Source organism: Salinibacter ruber DSM 13855 (genome assembly GCF_000013045.1).
Taxonomy (GTDB): Bacteria; Bacteroidota; Rhodothermia; order Rhodothermales; family Salinibacteraceae; genus Salinibacter; species Salinibacter ruber.
On sequence record NC_007677.1, the window covers coordinates 873,776 to 894,180 of the forward strand.

At 67.7% G+C, this 20,405-nt stretch carries 18 protein-coding genes; 8 read left to right on the plus strand and 10 right to left on the minus strand.

What is annotated here, in order from left to right; genetic code table 11:
- Positions 1-219: 219 nt before the first annotated feature.
- The 3 genes from sucD to tatA all read right to left on the minus strand — a co-directional run bounded on the left by sucD (position 220) and on the right by tatA (position 3,435).
- A complete protein-coding gene (gene sucD / locus SRU_RS03560) occupies positions 220-1,086 on the minus strand; it encodes a succinate--CoA ligase subunit alpha (RefSeq protein ID WP_011403441.1) in 867 nt (288 codons plus the stop codon).
- Positions 1,087-1,392: 306 nt separating this feature from the next.
- Positions 1,393-2,937, minus strand: a complete 1,545-nt coding sequence (locus SRU_RS03565) for an amidase family protein (RefSeq protein ID WP_011403442.1) — start codon at positions 2,935-2,937, stop codon at positions 1,393-1,395.
- A 93-nt stretch (positions 2,938-3,030) separates the two neighbouring features.
- The gene (gene tatA, locus SRU_RS03570; protein WP_011403443.1) at positions 3,031-3,435 is read right to left on the minus strand and encodes a twin-arginine translocase TatA/TatE family subunit; all 405 of its coding nucleotides are present in this window, start codon (positions 3,433-3,435) and stop codon (positions 3,031-3,033) included.
- A 255-nt stretch (positions 3,436-3,690) separates the two neighbouring features.
- On the opposite strand from tatA, the gene add reads away from it, so the two are divergent.
- Both add and aroA read left to right on the plus strand, forming a co-directional pair.
- Positions 3,691-4,782, plus strand: coding sequence for an adenosine deaminase (gene add / locus SRU_RS03575; protein ID WP_013061279.1), 1,092 nt, complete (start codon positions 3,691-3,693; stop codon positions 4,780-4,782).
- A 294-nt stretch (positions 4,783-5,076) separates the two neighbouring features.
- On the plus strand, positions 5,077-6,369 hold the full coding sequence (aroA, locus tag SRU_RS03580; protein ID WP_011403445.1) for a 3-phosphoshikimate 1-carboxyvinyltransferase: 1,293 nt from the start codon (positions 5,077-5,079) through the stop codon (positions 6,367-6,369).
- Between the two features lie 175 nt (positions 6,370-6,544).
- On the opposite strand, the gene SRU_RS03585 is transcribed toward aroA, so the two are convergent.
- Entirely contained in the window at positions 6,545-6,844 is a 300-nt protein-coding gene (locus tag SRU_RS03585; RefSeq protein ID WP_013061280.1) for a putative quinol monooxygenase, read from the minus strand.
- Between the two features lie 225 nt (positions 6,845-7,069).
- Here SRU_RS03585 and SRU_RS03590 point away from each other — a divergent pair, with 225 nt between their 5' ends.
- Positions 7,070-7,363 carry a hypothetical protein gene (locus tag SRU_RS03590; protein WP_013061281.1) on the plus strand — a complete coding sequence of 98 codons (294 nt, stop codon included), beginning with the start codon at positions 7,070-7,072 and terminating at the stop codon, positions 7,361-7,363.
- Positions 7,364-7,450: 87 nt separating this feature from the next.
- Here the strand turns inward: SRU_RS03590 and SRU_RS03595 are convergent, their stop codons facing one another.
- From SRU_RS03595 to SRU_RS03605, 3 genes are all read right to left on the minus strand, one after another.
- Positions 7,451-8,392 carry a universal stress protein gene (locus tag SRU_RS03595; RefSeq protein ID WP_013061282.1) on the minus strand — a complete coding sequence of 314 codons (942 nt, stop codon included), beginning with the start codon at positions 8,390-8,392 and terminating at the stop codon, positions 7,451-7,453.
- Between the two features lie 44 nt (positions 8,393-8,436).
- The gene (locus SRU_RS03600) at positions 8,437-9,090 is read right to left on the minus strand and encodes a response regulator (protein WP_011403448.1); all 654 of its coding nucleotides are present in this window, start codon (positions 9,088-9,090) and stop codon (positions 8,437-8,439) included.
- A 195-nt stretch (positions 9,091-9,285) separates the two neighbouring features.
- Entirely contained in the window at positions 9,286-10,659 is a 1,374-nt protein-coding gene (locus SRU_RS03605; RefSeq protein ID WP_237701908.1) for a PAS domain S-box protein, read from the minus strand.
- A 243-nt stretch (positions 10,660-10,902) separates the two neighbouring features.
- On the opposite strand from SRU_RS03605, the gene SRU_RS03610 reads away from it, so the two are divergent.
- The 3 genes from SRU_RS03610 (at position 10,903) to SRU_RS03620 (ending at position 13,729) form a co-directional block, all read left to right on the plus strand.
- Entirely contained in the window at positions 10,903-11,745 is an 843-nt protein-coding gene (locus tag SRU_RS03610) for a universal stress protein (RefSeq protein WP_164923489.1), read from the plus strand.
- Between the two features lie 147 nt (positions 11,746-11,892).
- Complete coding sequence (locus SRU_RS03615) at positions 11,893-12,732, plus strand: DNA-binding protein (RefSeq protein ID WP_237701910.1); 840 nt, start codon at positions 11,893-11,895, stop codon at positions 12,730-12,732.
- A 46-nt stretch (positions 12,733-12,778) separates the two neighbouring features.
- Positions 12,779-13,729, plus strand: a complete 951-nt coding sequence (locus SRU_RS03620) for an L-lactate dehydrogenase (RefSeq protein WP_011403452.1) — start codon at positions 12,779-12,781, stop codon at positions 13,727-13,729.
- A 63-nt stretch (positions 13,730-13,792) separates the two neighbouring features.
- Here SRU_RS03620 and ispG read toward each other — a convergent pair whose 3' ends face one another.
- The 3 genes from ispG to SRU_RS03635 all read right to left on the minus strand — a co-directional run bounded on the left by ispG (position 13,793) and on the right by SRU_RS03635 (position 17,045).
- A complete protein-coding gene (gene ispG / locus SRU_RS03625) occupies positions 13,793-14,989 on the minus strand; it encodes a flavodoxin-dependent (E)-4-hydroxy-3-methylbut-2-enyl-diphosphate synthase (RefSeq protein WP_112903303.1) in 1,197 nt (398 codons plus the stop codon).
- A 133-nt stretch (positions 14,990-15,122) separates the two neighbouring features.
- On the minus strand, positions 15,123-16,049 hold the full coding sequence (locus SRU_RS03630) for a rhomboid family protein (protein ID WP_237701911.1): 927 nt from the start codon (positions 16,047-16,049) through the stop codon (positions 15,123-15,125).
- A 330-nt stretch (positions 16,050-16,379) separates the two neighbouring features.
- Positions 16,380-17,045, minus strand: coding sequence for a rhomboid family intramembrane serine protease (locus SRU_RS03635; RefSeq protein ID WP_043552007.1), 666 nt, complete (start codon positions 17,043-17,045; stop codon positions 16,380-16,382).
- Positions 17,046-17,195: 150 nt separating this feature from the next.
- Between SRU_RS03635 and SRU_RS03640 the strand changes: the two genes are divergently transcribed.
- Together SRU_RS03640 and SRU_RS03645 are read left to right on the plus strand one after the other, a co-directional pair.
- Positions 17,196-17,951, plus strand: a complete 756-nt coding sequence (locus SRU_RS03640) for a UDP-2,3-diacylglucosamine diphosphatase (protein ID WP_011403456.1) — start codon at positions 17,196-17,198, stop codon at positions 17,949-17,951.
- A gap of 51 nt (positions 17,952-18,002) precedes the next feature.
- Positions 18,003-20,378, plus strand: coding sequence for a penicillin-binding protein 1A (locus SRU_RS03645; RefSeq protein WP_011403457.1), 2,376 nt, complete (start codon positions 18,003-18,005; stop codon positions 20,376-20,378).
- Positions 20,379-20,405: the final 27 nt, after the last annotated feature.

Below are 20,405 nucleotides of genomic sequence, written 5' to 3' on the forward strand. Positions count from 1 at the left end.
GGTGTAGACGGAGGGTTCGCGAAGCGGGAGGACGGGCGTAGACCAACTAGATACAACGGAAGCCCCCATTCCGTGCAGGGGACATCCGTAAAAAACGGGCCACGTTTTCGGATGGATGAGGGGACAACAAAGAAGCCGCCGGGCCGGGGGGCGCGGCGGCTCCTCAGTCGTCGCGACGGCAGGGGGCGCCGTCGGCAAACCGGCATGCCTCGCACCGGGTTACAGGACGTCCTGTACGGTCTCGCCGATGAGGGCGGGGTTCTTGACCACGGTCGCGCCGGCCTCTTCGAGCGCCTGGAACTTGGCCTCGGCCGTGCCGGAGCCGCCGGACACGATTGCGCCGGCGTGGCCCATGCGGCGGCCCGGCGGCGCCGTGCGCCCGGCGATGAAGCCGAAGACGGGCGTGTCCATGTGGTCCTGGACGTAGCGGGCGGCCTCCTGTTCGTCGGTGCCGCCGATCTCGCCGATCAGGACGATGCCGTCCGTGTCGGGGTCGTCCTCGAACAGCTCGAGCGCGTCGATGAAGCGGGTGCCGATCACTGGGTCGCCCCCGATGCCGACCGCCGTGCTTTGGCCGAAGCCGGCCCGCGTAATCTGGTCGACGGCCTCGTAGGTGAGGGTCCCGGAGCGCGAGATGATGCCGATAGAGCCGGGCTCAAAAATCATGGCCGGCATGATGCCCACCTTGGCCGCGCCCGGCGTGATGACGCCCGGGCAGTTCGGGCCGATGAGGTGGGCGCCCTTCTTCTTGACGTACTGGTAGGTGGGCTTCATGTCCGCCACCGGGATCCCCTCCGTGATGCAGATGATGACCTCGGCCCCCGCGTCGGCGGACTCCTGAATGGCGTCGGCCGCGAACGGAGGGGGGACGAAGATGATGGACGTGTTGGCGTTTTCCTGTTCCACCGCCTCGGCGACGGTGTTGTAGACGGGCCGGCCCAGGTGCGTCTGGCCGCCCTTGCCGGGGGTGACGCCCGCCACCACGTTGGTGCCGTAATCCATCATCTGTTCGGCGTGGAAGGTGCCTTCCGAGCCCGTAAGGCCCTGCACCACTACGCGCGTGTCGTCGTCGACGAGAATGCTCATGCGTCCAGAAGTTTGAAATGGAAGATCTTAGCGTGGAAGGGAGGGCCTACGGCCGGCCAATGGATTCAGCCTGCAGGCTAATGAGCATTGGCAACAACTGCCAGGGGCGAGGACGAAAAACAATCCAAAATCGGCAGCACGGCAGAATGGCGGGGGCCCTCAGTCGGTTGGGGCCGTCCCGCGCGGCGGAGGAAGTCGGAGGCCGGGGCTGGGGGGCGAGAAGCGAGACTCGTGATTCGCAGGCCCGTGGCCTCGCGCAGCCCAATTCAGGCAGCCCAATTCATGTCACAATTCATGCAGCGCGGGTCACTCCATGATCGCCGCGCCGATGCGTAGGAGCAGTGCCTCGTCGAAGTGGGGCCCGAGGACCTGCAGCCCCACGGGCAGCCCCGGCGTGTCGGGGTGCTCGCCGATGGGCACCGTGAGGCCGGGCAGGCCCGCGAGGTTGGCCGTGACGGTGTAGATGTCGTTCAGGTACATTTCGAGCGGGTCGTCGGTCTTCTCGCCAAGCCGGAACGGGGGGGTAGGCGTCGTGGGCGTGATGAGGGCGTCGACGTCCTCGAAGGCCCGTTCGAAGTCGTGGCGGATGAGGGTGCGCACGCGCTGGGCCTTCTCGTAGTACTTGTCGTAGTAGCCGGCGGAGAGGGCGTAGGTGCCGAGCATGATGCGGCGTTTTACCTCGTCGCCGAAGCCCTCGGTGCGGCTGCGGGTGTAGAGGGCGTCGAGGGTGCTCTGCTCGTCGTCGAGTTGGGCTTCGAGGGTGTCCGCGCGCGCCTCGTCGCCCTGTGCGCGGGCGCTGGCGAGCTCCTCTTTCAGCTCCTCGCGGCGCTCCTGGAGGGCCTGCTTCGTCTCCTGCAGGTCGGCCCGGTGGCCGTAGCGGATGCCGTCGTAGCGGGCGAGGTTGCTGGAGGCCTCGGCCGTGGCGACGAGGTAGTAGGTGGCCACGCCGTACTCGGTGTGAGGGAGCGACACCTCCTCGACGGTCGCGCCGGCGTCGTCGAGCCGGTCGACCTGTTCCGTCACCATGCGGCGGATGTCGTCGTCGAGCCCCTCGGCGAAGTACTCTTCGGGAAGGCCGAGACGGAGGCCCTCCACGCCGTCGCCGAGCCCCTCGGTGTAGTCCGGTACATCGACCGGCGCGCTGGTCGAGTCGCGCTCGTCCTCGCCCGCGATCACGTTGAGGATGGTCGCCGCGTCCTCCGCGCTGCGGGTCAACGGCCCGATCACGTCGAGCGACGACGCGAACGCGACGAGGCCGGAGCGGCTGACGCGGCCGTACGTGGGCTTCAGGCCCACGGTGCCGCAGAACGCGGCGGGCTGGCGCACCGACCCGCCCGTGTCGCTGCCGAGGGCGGCGTGGCACAGGCCAGCGGCCACCGCCGCGGCCGACCCGCCCGACGACCCGCCGGGCACGTACTCGGGGGCGTGCGGGTTGCGCACCGGACCGAAGTGGGACGTCTCGTTCGACGAGCCCATCGCAAACTCGTCGCAGTTCGTCTTGCCGATGAAGATGGCGCCGGCGTCACGGAGGCGGTCGATCACCGTCGCGTCGTAGAGCGACGAGAAGTCCGCCAGCATCTTCGACCCGCAGCTGACCGGGTAGCCGCGGATGCAAATGTTGTCCTTGACGGCCAGGACGAGGCCCGCGAGCGGGCGCGGGTTGCCGCGCTCACGTTGGCTGTCGAGGTAGCGGGCGTGGTTCAGGGCGCCGTCCTGGTCGACGCTCGTGAACGCGTTGATCTCGTTGTCGCGCGCGTCGATGCGCTCCAAAAAAGAAGAGACCAGGGCTTCGCAGCTGGTCTCTCCGGCGTCGAGGGCGCGACGGGCGTCGGTAAATGTCGGGTACTCCATGCGTAGACGGGAAGGTTCTGCGGCGAGGGAAGCGCAGCGAAGAGAGGGGAAGAGGCGTGGACGAGGCCCGGCTCCAGCGAGCCCGGGTGGCGGCTAGGAGGGCTGCTCCTTCTCCTGCCCCTGAGCGTTCGACTCGGTGGCGCCTGGAGACTGCGAGCCGCCGTCCGCCGGCTCTTCGGCGGCCGGCTCCGAGGGACGGTCCTGGGGCTGTCCCTGTGGGCGCTGCTGTTGGCCCTGACGGGGCTGGGGGGCGCCCTGCTGCGGGGCCTGCGGCTCGTTGATCTGACGCCCCTGACCCTCGTTCTCGATCTCGCGGGAGATTTCGTTCGTCGCGCTCTTGAACTCCCGGATGCCCTTGCCGATGCCGCGCGCAATTTCGGGGATCCGCTTCGCCCCGAACACGAGCAGTAGGACCAAGAAAATGATAATCAGTTCGGGAAAGCCGATGCCGCCCATGGGAATCGTGGAGGGCTTGGTGGGAAGAAAAAGAGCACGCACGTTCCGGCCTGTCGGCTGCCTCGAGGCGGGCAGACACGACCGACAGCGCCGGAAGCGTCACTTGTGATCGGACACGAGGCAAACGAGGTGGGGGAATGGGGGTTCCAGCCTGTGTGGCCTCCGCAAAGATGAACGCGGTTCCCGAAACAGCCCCCCGTGCGGGCATGTATCGGTGGAAAACTTTTTTCGCCATGTGCCCCGGACCGCTCGCTCGGGCACCGGCGATGCTCGTCTGTTCTTCGTGATGCGCCCCCCATGCCGATGTCCTCGACCCCCGCCCCCGACGCCGCGACGCTTACCCAAGACGACATTCGGAGCTGGCCGAAGGCCGAACTGCACTGCCACCTCGACGGCTCGGTGCGGCTGGAGACGATGCTCGACCTGGCGCAGCAGCAGGGCAAAATGAGCGTGCTCCCCGCCGACAGCGTGGAGGGGCTCCGCGATGAGCTCCGGCAGGTGGAAGCGTCCGGCACCCTGGAGGCCTATCTCGCCTGGTTCGACTACACGATTCCGCTGCTCCAGACCGAAGCGGCGCTCCGGCGGACGGCCTACGAGCTGGCGGCGGACAACGCGGCGGAGAACGTCCGGTACCTGGAGGTGCGGTATTCGCCCATCCTTCACGTCGAGTCGGACCTGTCCCTCGAGGCTGTGAACGACGCGGTGATCGAGGGGCTTCGGCGGGCGGAGGCGGACTTCGACATTACGACCTCCCTCATCGTCTGCGGCCTTCGGGATCGGTTCGAGAGTGCATCGATGCGGCTGGCGGAGCTGGCCGTCGAGTATCAGCACGAAGGGGTCGTGGCGTTTGACCTGGCGGGGGGCGAGGCGGGGAATCCGCCGAAGGGACACCTCCACGCGTTCTACCGGGCCCGCAACAACCTCCTCAACCTCACGATCCACGCCGGGGAGGCCTGGGGCCCCGACTCCATCCGCCAGGCGCTCTTCTACTGCGGGGCGCACCGCATCGGGCACGGCATCTCGCTGCGGAAGGACCCGGAGCTCATGCAGTACTTTGCTGACCACCGCATCCCGCTCGAAATCTGCCCGACCAGCAACGTGGACACGCAGGCGGTGCCGAGCCTGGAGGCCCACCCCATCGAAACGTACGTGCGGTCCAACATTCCGGTCACCGTCAACACCGACAATCGGCTCTTCAGCCGCACCTCGGTGACGAAAGAGCTCTGGCGCGTGCACCAGCACTGCAACCTGGAGGCGCGCCATCTCCGCGAGATTGCCCTCAACGGGTTCCGGTACGCGTTCCTGCCGCACCAGCAGAAGCAGGACCTGCTCCGGTCCGTGACGGACGACTTTCCGCTGGCGGAGACCGCCGAGACGCCGCTGTGGTAGTTTCGGGTGTGGGGGAACGGGCGAATGGGAGAGAGGGAGTGTAGGAGAGGGGAAGAATGTGAAAGAGCTGGACGACGACGGCTCGGCCTGTCATCTGGTTCGATCCTGGGAGGTCTGATTCCTATCATGCCACAAGCTAATTTGACCAAATAGACATGGAAAAAAGGGACGCAGTGAGGCCGCGTCCTCCGTTCTCCGCGTCCCCGTGTCGAGCCGAACGAGGCGCTCCCCCAACGAGTCCCAGTTTGGCTTGTCAGAGTCCTCTTCACTTCTCGCCAATCATCCCCACCGCCCATGGTTCAGACGATCGATCAGGCCGCCTCCCTGCGCGGCACCGTGTCCCTGCCCGCCGACAAGTCGATCTCGCACCGCTCCGCCCTCCTGTCGGCGCTCGGGACGGGGCGCTCGCGGGTGTACAACTTTCCCGACTCGGCCGATCCGCAGTCGACCCTCGACTGTGTGCGTACCCTCGGAATCGAGGCCGGCCGGAACGACGAGGGCGTGCTCGCGATCCACGGCCGCGGGCTCGGGGGGTTGCACCCGCCGAGCGAGCCGCTCGACTGTGGAAACTCCGGCACCACCATGCGCCTGCTCTCGGGCATGATGGCCGGCCAGGAGTTTGGGAGCGTCCTGACCGGGGACGAGTCCCTGCAGCAGCGGCCGATGGAGCGCATTGCCGACCCCCTGCAGGCCATGGGGGCACGGATTGACCTACGAAGTGGACACGCGCCCATCCGCATCCGCCCGCAGCGTTCGGACGGACTGCGGCCCCTCGAGTACCGGCTGCCGGTGGCCTCGGCCCAGGTCAAGTCGTGCGTGCTGCTCGCCGGGCTGTACGCGTCGGGGCGCACCGTTGTGATCGAGACGACCCCCTCGCGCGACCACACCGAGCGCATGCTGGGCCTGGAGGTGCAGGAGGTGGGCGGCGAACGGCACATCATCGTGGAGGAGGACCACACCGTGCCGGCCGTCGACTGGTCGGTGCCCGGCGATTTCTCGGGGGCGGCCTTCTTCCTGGTGGCTGGCACGCTGGTGCCCGACAGCGAGCTGCACCTCGACGACGTGGGCCTCAACCCGTCGCGCACGGCCCTGCTCGACGTGCTGGACGGGATGGGGGCCGACATTACGGTTGAGAACGAGCGCGTGCAGGGCAGCGAGCCGGTGGGCGACATCACCGTCCGCTCCGCGTCGCTCTCCGGCATCGACATCGGGGGGCGTCTCATCCCCAATCTCATCGACGAGATTCCCGTCATCGCCGTGGCCGCGGCCTGCGCGGAGGGGCGCACTGAGATTCGGGACGCGGAGGAGCTGCGCGTGAAGGAGACCGACCGCCTCCACGCGATGGCGCAGAACCTGGAGGCGCTGGGGGCGAAGGTGCAGGAGCGAGAGGACGGCCTTATCATCGACGGCAACGGCCCCAATCTGTTGGGGGCCGCGGTGACGAGCCACGATGACCACCGCATTGCCATGGCAATGGGCGTGGCCGGCCTCGTGGCGCACGGCACCACCACCATCTCGGACGCCGAGTGCGCCCGCGTGTCGTTTCCGGGCTTCTGGGACGAACTCTCGCGCGTGTCGGTGTCCTAGGGGCACGTCCGGGTGGCCTCGGAGAAGGGGCCGTGTCTGGAGGGAAACGCGGAGCACGAAGGATGCCCGCGGCGATGCGTCGGTTGCCAGCCCCGCACACACGATCGAGGGGTGGGCCCCGGCGGCCCGTGCCGACTACGGCCGTCCGCCGCCGGGGGCCGGCCCGCAACCTGCGCTACTTGGCCGCCAGGACATCTACGTGCTCGATCTGGGGCGGCTCCTCGAGAAGCTCGTCGGCGTGCTCCATCAGGGCCGCAGCAATGTCGCCGTCGAGGTGTGCCTGTCGGCCCTCTTCGCCCGCGAAGGTGTCGAAGATGCCGAAGGTGGTGTCGTCGATCTGGAGGGCGTACCAGGAGACGGTCTTCTCTTCGTCCTCGGCGAGCGGAAGGGCGTCCTCAAGGAAGGTGCGGACCTCCTCCACCTTGTCGGGCTTTGCGTGCAGGCGAGCGAGGAGCGATTTCTGTTCGTTGGCCATGGTGGGGATGGAACCGGATTGGGGAAAGGGGCAAGAAAACTGGTACTGGCAGTGCCGCCAGGTCTGCTTTCTGTAATTCTCGGGCCGTGGCAGTGTCTCCCCGCAAGCGTTACCATCCCCCAATATCTTGAGGCTGTCGGCAGGGCCCGCTGAACGTCTTTGGGGCCACAGTATACCTGTCCGCCGCGCGGTCATGTCGTGCATCTGCAAATAATCCCTCCGACCATGAGGCCCCCTTTCTCCGGCCCGAACGGTCCCCGTTCTCTCACCGACCGGGAGGCGAAGGTCGCCCGTCGGGTCCGTCGGGCCCTTTACCTGCCGGAATCCATGTCGGAGGAGGAGGTGGCGCGGCAGTTTCGGGACAGTGTGGCCTGGCGACGAGCGCGGCTGGTGCTGGCGAGCGAAGAGTTGCGCGGGCGGCTCGCTGAGGCCCTCGGGCCGCTCGCGTCGCGGATGCGTGGCCACGCTCGGTCTCTATTCCGCCGCGCACGAGGAGTGTGGGGGCGGCTCTGGGAGTAGTGAAGGGGCGCGTTCGGGCAGGGAGGGGCGGCCGGGCCGACTGGGCGCCCCCGCGGTCCCCCCGACAAGGCCGGAAGCCGGCCCGCGCTACGCGTCCTCGCCGTCTCGGGACGGGACGAGCGACTTCCCGAAGCTTTTCACGGTGAAGACAGGGCAGGAGGCGCTTCGTGTCACCTTCTCCGCCACGCTCCCGATGAGGAAGCGCTGGAGCCCCGTGCGGCCGTGCGTCGCCATCACGACCAGGTCGGCGGCGTGGTCCGCGGCGAAATCCACGATGTCGCGGGCGGCGTAGCCGGCGAGCACGTGCGTGTCGATTGGCGCGTCGACGTCGCCGAGGTCCGCCGCCAGCGCCTCGAGGGCCTCGCGGGCCCGCTCCTGCACGTCGGGCTGGGAGGGAGCGAGCGGATCGATGCCGTACGCGGTCGGGAAGGTCGCCTCTTCGACCACGTGCAGGAGGTCGATCGACGCGCCGTAGGCGTCCGCCAGGGCCGTGGCGTGGTCCACCACGAGGGGCGACTGCTCCGACAGGTCGACAGGCACGAGCACGCGGTCGATCGGCGTTCGGGCGGGGGCGTCCTCGTCGTCCGCGAGGACCGTAAACACCGGGCAGGGCGCCTGGCGCACCACCTCTTCGGCCACGCTCCCGCTCAGCAGACGGTCCATGCCCTGCCGGCCGTGGGTGCCCATCACCACGAGGTCCATGTCGTGCTCGGTGGCCTGCTCCACGATCGCCGTCTCGGGCGAGGTGCTGTCCGTCTGGGCGTACACGACCGGCACCGTGCCACGCTCCTGCGTCACGGTTTGGACCTCCACGCGCTGGGGGGCCGCGTCGTCGACCGCGCCCCCCTCCACGGGGGTCACCGGCAAGAAGTCCATGGGGTTGGACGCGTCCCCGTCGTCCGGCGTCACCACGTTGAACACGCAGATCGTAGCGCCGGACCGCAGCGCCAGGTGCGCGGCGTGGGCGAATGCGTCCTCGGCCACCGAGGAGAAGTCGGTCGGGAATAGAATGGTGTCAATGTTGAGCATCGGAAGGGGGACAGAATCAGAGACGAAACGGTGAGGGAACGAGGTTACGTGCTCTCTTCGCTTTCCACCCACTGCACGGCGTGCTTCATGAGCTCGTTGGCGGAGTCGAGGTTGAGCTTGTTCTTGATCCGGGCCCGGTACGACTCGACGGTCTTGACGGACAGGTGGAGCCGCTCGGCGATTTCGCGCGTCGAGAGGCCCTGGCCCGTCAGCTCAAACACCTCCAGTTCGCGGTCGCTCAGCACCTCGAGCGGCGACTGCATGATGCGCTCGCGCCCGCCCTCGGCCATGCTCTGTAGCAGTCGCTCGTTGATCTCTTCGCTGACGAAGATGCGGTCGTTGAGCACCTTCCGGATGGCCTGCACAATGTCGTCGCCGGCCTCCTGCTTCATTACGTAGCCCCGCGCCCCGGCCCGGATGCAGCGCTCGGCGTAGAGGGTCTCGTCGTGTCGCGAGACGACAAGAATCTGCACGTCGGGCACCCGCGATTGGAGGTGCTTGATGAGCTCCATCCCGCTCATGCCGGGCAGGGAAATGTCCACGATGACGAGGTCGGGGGCCAGGTCCTCGATCTCGCTGAGGGCCTCCTCGGCGCTGTCCATCTGGCCGGCCACGTTGAGGTCGGCCTCCGCCTCGATGGTGCGGGCCAGGCCCTTTCGCAGAAGCGGATGGTCGTCAACCAGGGCGATGTCTTCCATGGGAGGGCGCGGTGTGGCGGCAAAAGAAGAAAACGTGCATCCCGGCTCCGATCCAGATGGCCTCGTGCGGTCACCAGACAGGATAACGTGTGTTGCGGGAAACAGAAAGTACCGAGGCGGGCCGGGCGTCTGTACCGGGCGCCCGTCGTCTCCCCCTGTGGGGGATCGCCCGACGGTGGCACGTCCCGACGTGCTTTACGACTCGGCCGGCACGGGGGACGAGGCCTCGTCCACGGGCACATCGGCCGTTCGGGGGATCGTGCAGGTCACCACCGTTCCGTCTCCGGGGTCGCTCGTGATCTCGAGGCCCCCTCCGATGATGCGGGCGCGGTACTGCATGATGTGGACCCCCATCCCGGACCCGTCCGACACGCCGGGATCGAAGCCGGTGCCGTCGTCCCGCACCTGAAGGCGGATCTGCTCGTCGCCGGAGGCGAGAATGACCTTGATGTTGTCGGCCTCGCCGTGGCGCACGGCGTTGCTCACGGCCTCCTGGGCGATGCGGTAAAGGTGCGTCGCAACGGTGTTGTTGTGGACGAGAACGGTGTCGACCTCCCGGAACGAACACGCCACGTTGAACATCCGCACGGCATTCTGGGACAGGCGGCGCAGGGCCTCGGTCAGGCCGTTGGCCTCCACGTCCACCGGAATGAGGCCGTGCGACAGGTCGCGGGCGTACTGGTCGGCCTCCTTGACGTGGTCGGTGATCTCGGCCATGTCCGCGGCGCGCTCGTGGCCCTCCTCCTCCAGCTGCCGGGCCAGGTCCTGACTCAGCAGGCCGATGCCGGTCAGCATCTGCCCGAGGCCGTCGTGCAGGTCCTGTCCAATGCGGCGGCGCTCCTCTTCGCTGATCTCCAGGATTTCCTTCTCGAGCCGGCGCCGCTCGCTAATGTCGCGCACGATGCCGGTGAAGAGGATTCGATCGCCCAATTCCACTTCGCTCACGGCCAGGTCCATCGGGAAGGTGGATCCGTCCTTGCGACGGCCCCATACCTCTCGTCCAATGCCGATGATGCGCTTGCGCCCGGTCTCGTGGTAGTTCCGAAGGTACTCGTCGTGCTCGTCGCGGTACGGGGGCGGCATGAGCACCTTCACGTTCTTCCCGATCACCTCTTCGGCGTCGTACCCGAAGATGTCCTCGGCGGCTTCGTTGAACGACTCGATCTCCCCGTCCGCGTCGATCGTGATGATGCCGTCGACCGTCGTTTCGAGGATGGCCTGGGCCTTCGCCTCGCTCTCGCGCTGGGCCTGGCGCACGCGCTTGTAGCGGAGCACCACCGCCACTGCGGTCCAGAGGCCGGCCAGCACCAGGCCGCGCTCCATGAGCGCCTCGGCGGGGACGGAGGCCGCGAACTCAAGGGCGCACCCGAGCCCGACGAACGCCGTCGTCAGGAGGCCAAATCCGATCGTAGGGCCCCGCCCTTCGAGAAAGAGGGTCAGCAGAATGACCGCGACCTGAAGCATCTCCACGGTCGCCCCCATCGGGAGCATCCAGTCCAGGAGAAAGAACGCCCCGGACAGCAGGCCGAGGCCGACGTAGAGGGGAATACGTCGCGAAGGGAGGGGCATGCGGGCGAACAGGGGGCGAAGCATAGAGGCACCGAGAGCAACGAGGCGGCGTGGCGTGGTGCCGGGGACGTGGGGCGTGCCCCCACGGTCGCTCTCTGGAAGCTCCTACGACGGAATGGAGCGGCTGCCGGACCGACGAAGCAATCCACAAGACGCTTTTTACTAATGCTTTTTGCGGAGCAGAGTTCGTCGCGTCCGTCTTCATTGGCGGCAGCGCCTTCTCGTCACCCGTCCCGGCCCGCAATGCTCCACGCCGCCCACATTCTGTGTTTGGGGTCGTCCACGTCGGCGGCCGGCACACAGGCCGCGCAGCTGGCCCGTCGCACCGGGGCGACGCTGCACGTGATGCCCCTCCCGTCCGGCCGGGCCGCCGGCCCGACGGGGTCGGATCCGGGCTCCGGGGCAGAGGCGGCGGTGCCGGCGCACGTCGTCGAGACACAACCCCGCTCCGTGACGGCGGTGCTCCAGTACGTGGGGGACGCGGACATCGACCTCGTGGTGGCCGACACCCCGCTCGACCGTGGGCCGGTTCCGCCGCTTGCCACCGACCTGACCCGGGCCCTCACCCGGCGCCTCGACCGTCCCGTTTTTATTGTGGAGCGCCAGGACGACCCGGACGCCATTCAGCGTCTCCTCGTCCCCACCGACCTGTCCGCCTCCGCCCTCCGCGCCTTCCGGCACGCCGTGGCGCTGGCCCGCCTGTACGACGCCGCCATCGATGTCCTGCACGTGATCGAGTCCGTCCCGTACGTGGCCCTAACACCGACGGATCGCCTTTCGTTAGGGGCCACGACGCTGTTGGAGCGGCGCGGGCGCCGCCGGCTCCGCGCCTTCCTGCAGGAAGGCGAGGCGGCGGGCGTACAGGTGCAGTCCCACATCATGCGCGGCGCCGCCGCGGATCAGATTAGCCGCTTTGCGAACCAGGGCGACGTGGACTTGATGGTACTCTCCGCCCACGGCAGTGACGCAGAAGAGGGCCCGCTCGGGCCGGTCGGCACGCGCGTGCTGGGGCGGGTAACCCGTCCCCTGTTCCTGGTACGAGCCTCCGGCCCATCGCTCCTCGGCCCGCCCGACGACGCGGCGTAGCCGCATCGAAAGCGGGGGCCATGCGGTTGCGCCTCGCTGCCTGGGATGGACGCCGTCGGCCGCCTTCATTACATTGGGACTGCTCACATTGGGACCCACATTGGGACTGCTCCCGTTCGCCGCTCTTCTGCATCGGTTTACACATTCATGACCACGTCTCCCCCCACCCCGTACCAGGAATCGCCCCCCGCGACGCTCCCGGCGCCGTGTCCCACCCGGCCCGTGGCGGGCCGCCCGGTCGACACCGACACGCCGGTGTTCGACTGGACGCCGGTGCCCGACGCGACCCGCTATCGGGTCCAGATCGCACGCACGGAGGCCTTCGAGGCCGTCCACTACGACGAGATCATGGATCGCGGCACCGCTGTGTCGCTCGGGGCCGTGCTCCCGGACGCGGACGCCACGGCCTGTTGGCGCGTGCGGGCAGAGGGGGCGGACGAGGCCCGGTCCGACTGGAGCGGGCCGGCCCGCTTTGCGGCCCCGTCCGCGGAGCTGGAGTCCGCGGCGGGCACGGTCCGGGTGGAGGCGCCGCCGGTGCCGCTCCACCCCACGAGCGATCAGAATCCCCCGCTCGACCAGAGCGCCGTTCCGTTTACGTGGGAGGCCGTGCCGGAGGCCACTGGGTACCAGCTTCAGGTGGCGCCGGCCGACGCCCCTGAGGACCCGGTCGTCGACTGTACGGTTGACCAGACCACGTCGGTTACCCTCTACGACACGCTGTCCGGAACGGGCACGTCGTTTCGCTGGCGTGTGCGCCCGCTCTTCCGCGTGGCCGAGCCCGGGCCCTGGAGCGATCCGGTGCCGTTCGTCGTTGCGCCGCCGACGGACGACGAGCGTGCGCCCGAGGGCAAAAACCCGCGGGCGGCGGCCCGGATCGCGGGGCCGGCCACACAGGCACGAACGAGCACGACCCTCTCGCTCACTGTGTCGCTGTTTGCCGTGCTGAGCTTCCTCGCCACCATTGCACTCATCATCCTCGCCGGGTAGTCCGGCGAGGGATTCTCGATTCGTCCCCACAACGCTCGCTTGTCCCATGATTCAGCGACGCACCGTCGGCATCGTCGGCACCGGCAACGTCGGCACCGCGGCCGCCTACGCCATGTTCAACCAGAGCCTCGCCAGTGAAATCCTGCTTCTCGACCAGGATACCCGCCGGGCCGAGGGGGAGGCCATGGACCTGATGCACGGCCAGCAACTGGTGGGGGGCATCACGTGCCGCGCGGTCGAGTACGCGGCCCTCAGCAACGCCCAAATCATCGTCCTCTCGGCGGGGGCAAGTCAGCAGTCGCCGGACGAGACGCGGCTCGGGCTGCTGCAACGCAACGCGGAAATCTTCCGCGAAATTATCATCCAACTCGACAAGCACGCGCCGAACGCCATCCTCGTGGTGGCGACGAACCCCGTCGATGTGCTCACCTACATCTGCCAGGAGCTGAGCAGCCGGCCGAACCGGCGCATCCTGGGCACCGGTACGCTGCTGGACACGGCCCGCTTCCGGGCGCTGCTCGGGCGGCACTACGGCGTGGACCCTCGCTCGGTGCATGCGTACATCCTCGGGGAGCACGGCGACTCCGAGGTGCCCATCTGGAGCAACGCCACGATCGGGGGCCAGAAGATCCGCGGGGAAACCGTGCTGGGGAAGGAGTGGGAGGAAGAGGCGATGCAGTCGATTTTTGAGCAGGCGCGCGATGCGGCCTACGAAATCATCGACCGGAAGGGCCACACGGACACGGCCATCGGCCTCGTCATTGCCCGCATCGTCCGTGCCGTGCTCGAGGATCAGCAGAACGTGCTGCCCGTCAGCACACGGCCCGACGGCGCGTACGGCATCGACGACGTGTGCCTGAGCGTCCCGTGCGTCGTGGGGCTGGAGGGCATGGAGAAACGCGTGGATCCGGGGCTCAGCGACGAGGAGCGAGAGGCCCTCCGCGATTCCGCACGGGCCCTTCGCGACAGCCGCGCCGACTTAACGGTGGGGACGTAGGGGCATCTGGCGGGCGCGTCGGGGCGAGGAGCGACGACGCCCGGAATCTACGACGCCCGGAATCTACGACGTCGGAAGGTCCGGCTTGGTGACGCCGGTCGCCTCCGCGGCGTCTTCGTCGGCGGCCTCGTCGCCTGTCGGGGCGCCGTCTCCGGTGGCGCCCGCGGCGGGGTCCTCGTCGCCCGACTCGTCCTCCTCGTCCCAGTTCTCGATGGCCTCCAGGACAGTATCCACGATTTCGTCCTCCGGGACGGTGTCCACCACCTCGCCGTGCTTGAAGAAGTGCGCGCGGCCCCGTCCCAGAGAAACGCCGAGGTCGGCCCCTTCGGCCTCGCCGGGGCCGTTGACGGCGCAGCCCATGAGGGCCACGTCGAGGTTCTTGTCGAAGCTCTTCTCGGCCACGGCCTCTTCGACCTCTTCCACGACCGAGAAGAGATCGCCCACGAGCCGCCCGCAGGTGGGGCACGCGATGATATTGACGCCGGGCCGCCCGATCCCTAGCGACTTGAGAATGCGGTGCCCCACCTTCACCTCCTCCACCGGGTCGGCGGCGAGGGAGACGCGAATCGTGTCGCCAATGCCGTCGGCCAGCAGCGAGCCGATGCCGATGGAGCTCTTGACCGTGCCGGTGTCGAGACTGCCGCTCTCTGTGACGCCTAGGTGCAGCGGGTAGTCCGTCTCCTCGGCCACCTTGCGGTAGGCCTGAATCATCATGTAGGGGTCGGAGTGCTTCACCGAGATGACGATGTCCTCGAAGTCGTTGCGCCTGCAGACCTCCACGTGGCGCATCGCGCTCTCGAAGAGGGCCTGCGGCTTGGGGTAGCCGTGCTTGTCGAGGATGTCCTCCTCCAGGGAGCCGGAGTTGACGCCAATCCGGATCGGGACGCCGGCCTCCTTTGCGGCCTCCAGCACCTCGCGTTCCCACTCGCGCTTCCCGATGTTACCGGGGTTGATGCGCACCTTGTGGATGCCCGCCTCGATGGCCTTGAGGGCGTACTGGTAGTTGAAGTGAATGTCGGCCACGACGGGCACGGGCGCCCCCTGCACGATGTCTTCGAGCGCGTCGGCGTCTTCGGGACGGGGCACGGCCACGCGCACGATGTCGGCGCCCGCGTCCGCCACCCGCTCAATTTCTTCGAGGGTCGTCTCCACCTCGTGCGTCTTCGAGACGGTCATGGTTTGCACGGAGATCGGCGCCCCGCCTCCGATTTGGACATCACCAACCTGAACGGGGCGGGACGAGCGACGAGGACGTTCCATAGACCGGGGCGAACTTAGTGACGAAAGGGGGTGTGAAGGCAGAGAGAGCAAAAGTGGATTCCATGTCCGCGGTGGGCCCCCGTGTCGGGGCCCCACGACCGGCGCGTGAGGGGCGTCCCGTGCTTCTGGGCCGTCACGACTCGCTGGCCTCGTACAGGGTCCGCTTCTCCTCCTCACTGAGCGCGTCGTACCCCTCCTCACTGATTTTGTCGAGGATGCGGTCCACCTCCTTGGTATGCCCGGAGGACGGGGCCGAGGCCCCGTTCGTGTCGACGGGGCGCTGCGTGGGGGCGGAGCCTGAGGAAGAAGAGCCCGAAGAGGACGAGGACTGGAACCAGCCCGTGACGCGGGCCCACAGCCCGGAGCCGGAGCGGCGGGAGGAGCGGCCCCGAAACAGAACACCGATCCCCGGCAGCGTCCCGAGGGCACCCTGCTGATTCTTCGCATAGAGGAAGCCGGTGAGCGCGCCGCCCCAGTGGGCCGCGACGGCCGTGTTGCCGCCAGGGCGCAGCGCCATCAACGCGTCGATGCCCAGAAACCCAATGACGACCCACAGGAGGGGCACGACCCCGAAGAAAAGCAGTCGGATCTGCTTGTACGGGTACAGGATCGCCACGGTTGTCAGGACCCCGAGCACCGAGGCGGAGGCCCCCAGCACCGGAATGCTCCGCCCGCCCTGCATCCCGCCCGAAATGCTGGGCGCGATCGGGCTCAGGAGCAGGCAGATGAGCGCGCCGCCGACGGCCGTCGTGAGGTAGACGCTCCAGAACTGGTCCGACCCGTGCATCCGCTCAAACTCGCGCCCCACCCAGAAGAGCAGGAGCATGTTGATCCCGATGTGGAACAGCCCGGTGTGCATGAAGCTGTATGTCACCAACTGCCAGGGCTCCAGCAGGATGTCCGGAAACACCGGGTGCAGCGCCAGGTGCGACCGGACGAACATGAGCCCGGTGCTCCACAGGTTGAGGAACTGCAGGGCCACCCACACCACGACGTTAATCGTGATGATGGTGCGCAGCGCCGGCGGCTGCTGGTAGTACCACGTCTTGAAGTCGTACACGGTCGATGGCTGGGCTGTTGACCCCAATCAAAGGCAAAACGAGGAAAAGGCGCCGTTCTGGACGTGCCGTTTCCTAAATACACCGCCTTATACCGCGGAGTGAGGGCAAGGTTTGCTCGGGGGGCAGTCCCGATTGTCCGGTTTGCGTTCGGTGAGCGATCGTCATATTCCTCGTATTTGGCGTCGTTGGACAGTGTGATGCGTGAGGAGTGATGCGTGATTCTGAAAACTCACGTCTCACGCATCACGTCTCCCGGTTCGACTGTCGAAGTAGGCGTACGGTCGGAGAATGAGCCGACCTCGATGCGGCCAGTCGCTCCCCGGATCCTCTTACCACCGCATCACCCGATCCGGCTGCACCGGCAGCTTGCCCCGCCAGTACTGGATGAGGAGAAAACCAATCACCATGCCGCCGAGGTGAGCAAAGTTGGCCACCCCCGCCTGTGTGCCCGTGACCGCCGAGTAGAGCTCCAGCGCTCCAAACCCGGCGACGAGCCACTTGGCCTTGATCGGAAACAGAAACCAGATGTAGATTGGCTGATTCGGAAACATCATGCCGAAGGCCAGCAGGATGCCGTACACCCCGCCCGAGGCCCCCACCGTCGGAATCGGCGCGCTCACGAACGCGAGGTGGGTGAGGGCGGCGCCGATGACGCACGCGAAGTAGAAAAACACGAATCGCTGCGAGCCCCAGCGGTTTTCGATCTGAACCCCAAACATCCAGAGGGCGAACATATTGAAGAACAGGTGCCCAAAGCTCCCGTGCAGGAAGCCGTAGGACACCAACTGCCAGGGCCAGAAGTCGGGACCGGCGGTGCCGGGCGGGTAGAGGGGCATGAGGTCCAGCACGCTCGCCAGCATTGAGGACCGCGCCAGCGTCTCGGCCGCCACAAACTGGGCCAGGAAGAACAGGCCGTTGAGGATGAGGAGGTTCTTAATCACCGGCGGCATCACCGAGACCCGAGTGGGCGGCCGGTACTGGGTGCGTTGCGGCATGCGATAAGAACGTCTTGTTCGGAGGGGGAGAAAACCGCACGGCAGTGCGGATCCAGTTAACAATCGTACAGCCTGCGGGGCCGTGCGTTCGGGCGGCGGGGGACGGGCCCCATCACCATCGCGTCACTCGTCGCCTTCCTGTTCGGTCCCGTGGTTCTCTTTGTTTCCGACATGCACTTTGGGCGCGGGGCCCGCTCGGCGGAGCGGACGAAGGAGGCGGCGCTCGTCGAGTGCCTGAAGGCCCACGCGTCGGACATCGACCATCTGTACCTGCTGGGCGACGTGTTTGACGGGTACATCGAATATCGCCACCTCGTCCCGAAAGGGTTCGTTCGGTTTCAAGGCCTGCTTGCGCGCTGGACCGATCGGGGGATTCCGGTGACGTACCTGCTCGGCAACCACGATCCGTGGCACCAGGATCACTTCTCGGAGGAGTTGGGGGTCACGCTCATTCCCGACTCGATCGAGGCGACCCACTTCGGGCGACGCCTCCACCTCGCGCACGGCGACGGCCTGGCGGCAACCGACCCGCCGCGCTCCTGGGTGCGGGCCCTGCTCCGCCATCCGGTGCCGGTGCGGCTCTACCGGTCGCTGCTGCCCGCGGACATCGGGCTTGGCCTTGCGCGCTGGGTGAGCCGGCGGCTCCACGACCCGGACGAGACGGACGCGGCCACGCCGGCCCGCCTCCGAACACAGGCCCACAGGCTCCTCCGGCACGAGGCGCTGGACGGGGTCGTGCTGGGGCACGGCCACGAACCGGCCCTGGACCGCGGCCCGGACGGGGTGTATCTCAACACCGGCAACTGGTACGAACGACGGACCTTTGCCCGTTTGGACGAGGCGGGGCTGCGCCTCCAGCACTGGAACGGCACGCGCGCTCAGAGCATTGAATCCGTTCCGTCGTGACAGGGCGCACCGGCCCCGTTCGCTTGTTCTTTTGTACCGGCCCGCTGGTCCATGTCTGAGTGGTCCTATTCCGACGAAGAGCTCGATCAGTACTTTCGTGACCGGTCCGCTCGGGAGGGCAATCGACCGGGGGAGGGCTCGTCGGGGGACGAAGAAGACGGACACGGGCGTCCCACCACCGGCTTCCGGGGGTTCTTTCACCGCCGGATCGCGGACCCGTGGGCGGCCCAGGCCGCCGCCGTGCTCTCCGTCCTCACGGGGCTATTGGCAATTGGGGTGCTGGCAGGCGGTACGTACGTCTGGACCCTGACCGACGACATCCCGTCGACCGAGCGCCTGGAAGACCCCACCATGCAGCTGGCCACCATCGCCTACACGGCCGACGGCAAAGAGCTGGCCCGGTACGCCCGCCAGAACCGCTCCTGGGCTCCCTACGACAGCATCTCGTCCCACGTCACCGACGCCCTCATCGCGACGGAGGACCAGCGGTTTTACAGGCACTGGGGCGTGGACCCGCAGGCCATCATGGCCGCGGTGGCCGACATCCTGACCGGCGACTTTCGGGGGGCGTCGACCATCACACAGCAGCTCGCGCGCAACCTGTACAACGAAGCGGTGGGGCGGGCCGTCACCATTCCGCGCAAGGTGCGGGAAATGGTGACGGCCGTGGAGCTGGAGCGGCGCTACACGAAGCGGGAGATCCTGGAGATGTACCTCAACACCGTGAGCTTCGGGGGAAACGTGTACGGCATCGAGTCCGCAGCCCGGACGTACTTTGGCCGGCGCGCCGCGGAGCTCGATCCCCTCCAGGCCGCCACCCTGGTGGGCATGCTGCGGGCGACCACCTACTACAACCCGGTGCGAAACCCGCAAAACGCGAAGCAACGGCGCAACGTGGTCCTGCGGCTGATGCGGGAGCAGGGCGCGATCAGCGCCGCCTACTACCGCGACCACGTTGACGACCCGGTACGGGCCGACTACCACTCCTCCCGCCTCTCTGCGAGCCTCGCCCCGTACTTTGCCGAGCACGTGCGCACCACCCTCTCGGACTGGGCCACGGACGAGAAATACAGCGACCATCCCCTCCACGGCCGCGACATCTACGGCGACGGGCTGCGGGTGTACACGACCCTCGACTCCAAGCTGCAAAAGCTGGCCCGAGCGTCGGTGGAGCACAACATGACCGCGCTCCAGAAGGTGGTGGGCTACCAGTGGAGCGAGCCCTCGCCCGGCCTCTACAGCAGCTCGCTGGAGGACTACCGGTCGCTGACGCCCGGGGAGGACTACGAGCCGTTCGCCCACTTCTGGGAGTCCAACCCCGAGGTCCTGAACGACTTCATCCGCCAGACGACCCGCTACGACACGCTTCGGGCCCGCGGGATGGGGCCGAAGGCGGCGGTGGACCGGCTCCGCGACGCCCCGTCGATTCTCGACTCGCTGAAGGCGGCGAAGAGCCGCCTGGGGGCGGGGCTCGTCTCCCTCGATCCCCGGAACGGACACGTAAAGGTGTGGGTGGGGGGGCGCGACTTCGAAACCGAGAAGTACGATAAGGTCGGGACCGCCCGGCGCCAGCCGGGGTCGACGTTCAAGCCGTTCACCTACACCGCCGCCATCGACAACGGCTACTCCCCCTACGACACGCTCCTCGACAGCACGTTTACCTGGAAAGACGCGGGGGCGGACACGACGTGGTCCCCCCAGAACTACGACGGAGAGTCCTCCGGGGAGATGCTGACCCTGAGCCAGGGGCTGGCCAACTCCAAAAACACGATCACGGCCCGGCTCGCGCTCGACCTGAACCCGCAGACGGTCACCACGTACGCCCGCCGAATGGGCATTCCGGACGAAACCCTGAAGGCGGTTCCGTCCATCGCGCTCGGCACCAGCAACGTGCGGCTGCTCGACATGGCCGCGGGCTATAGCACCCTGGCGAACGGGGGGCTCTACAACGAGCCGGTCGCCATCACGCGGGTCGAAGACCGGTACGGCAATGTGCTCTGGGAGTCGTCGTCGAGCCCCCGGGAGGCACTCTCCAAGCGAACGGCCTACACGGTCGTCGACATGATGCGGGGGGTGATCGATTACGGCACCGGCGTGCGCATCCGCACGCAGTTCAACCTTGGGGAGTACGATCTGGGCGGAAAAACGGGGACCACCGACCGGGCGGCGGACACGTGGTTCATGCTCATGCATCCCGAACTGGTGAGCGGCTCCTGGGTGGGCTTCGAAGACCAGCGACTGACCTTCCGGACGGGCTTCTGGGGGCAGGGGGCGCACACCGCGCTCTTCCTCGTCGGCGACTACTACCGGCGCATCACCGAGTCGGATACGGTGTCGCTCGCAAATACGTCCTTCCCGCTGGTGGAGGGCTACGGCGCCCCGGAGGACACGACCGGTAGCCCCAATGGCGGGCGCGTCGGGTGGTAGGGACGGGCCGACGCGTGTCGCGGCGCG

Coding starts and splice junctions, on each gene's coding strand:
- sucD (WP_011403441.1), bottom strand. CDS start 1,086: ATGAGCATTCTCGTCGACGACGACACGCGCGTAGTGGTGCAGGGCCTT.
- SRU_RS03565 (WP_011403442.1), bottom strand. CDS start 2,937: ATGGAGTACCCGACATTTACCGACGCCCGTCGCGCCCTCGACGCCGGA.
- add (WP_013061279.1), top strand. CDS start 3,691: ATGCCGATGTCCTCGACCCCCGCCCCCGACGCCGCGACGCTTACCCAA.
- aroA (WP_011403445.1), top strand. CDS start 5,077: ATGGTTCAGACGATCGATCAGGCCGCCTCCCTGCGCGGCACCGTGTCC.
- SRU_RS03585 (WP_013061280.1), bottom strand. CDS start 6,844: ATGGCCAACGAACAGAAATCGCTCCTCGCTCGCCTGCACGCAAAGCCC.
- SRU_RS03590 (WP_013061281.1), top strand. CDS start 7,070: ATGAGGCCCCCTTTCTCCGGCCCGAACGGTCCCCGTTCTCTCACCGAC.
- SRU_RS03595 (WP_013061282.1), bottom strand. CDS start 8,392: ATGCTCAACATTGACACCATTCTATTCCCGACCGACTTCTCCTCGGTG.
- SRU_RS03600 (WP_011403448.1), bottom strand. CDS start 9,090: ATGGAAGACATCGCCCTGGTTGACGACCATCCGCTTCTGCGAAAGGGC.
- SRU_RS03605 (WP_237701908.1), bottom strand. CDS start 10,659: ATGCCCCTCCCTTCGCGACGTATTCCCCTCTACGTCGGCCTCGGCCTG.
- SRU_RS03610 (WP_164923489.1), top strand. CDS start 10,903: ATGCTCCACGCCGCCCACATTCTGTGTTTGGGGTCGTCCACGTCGGCG.
- SRU_RS03615 (WP_237701910.1), top strand. CDS start 11,893: ATGACCACGTCTCCCCCCACCCCGTACCAGGAATCGCCCCCCGCGACG.
- SRU_RS03620 (WP_011403452.1), top strand. CDS start 12,779: ATGATTCAGCGACGCACCGTCGGCATCGTCGGCACCGGCAACGTCGGC.
- ispG (WP_112903303.1), bottom strand. CDS start 14,989: ATGGAACGTCCTCGTCGCTCGTCCCGCCCCGTTCAGGTTGGTGATGTC.
- SRU_RS03635 (WP_043552007.1), bottom strand. CDS start 17,045: ATGCCGCAACGCACCCAGTACCGGCCGCCCACTCGGGTCTCGGTGATG.
- SRU_RS03645 (WP_011403457.1), top strand. CDS start 18,003: ATGTCTGAGTGGTCCTATTCCGACGAAGAGCTCGATCAGTACTTTCGT.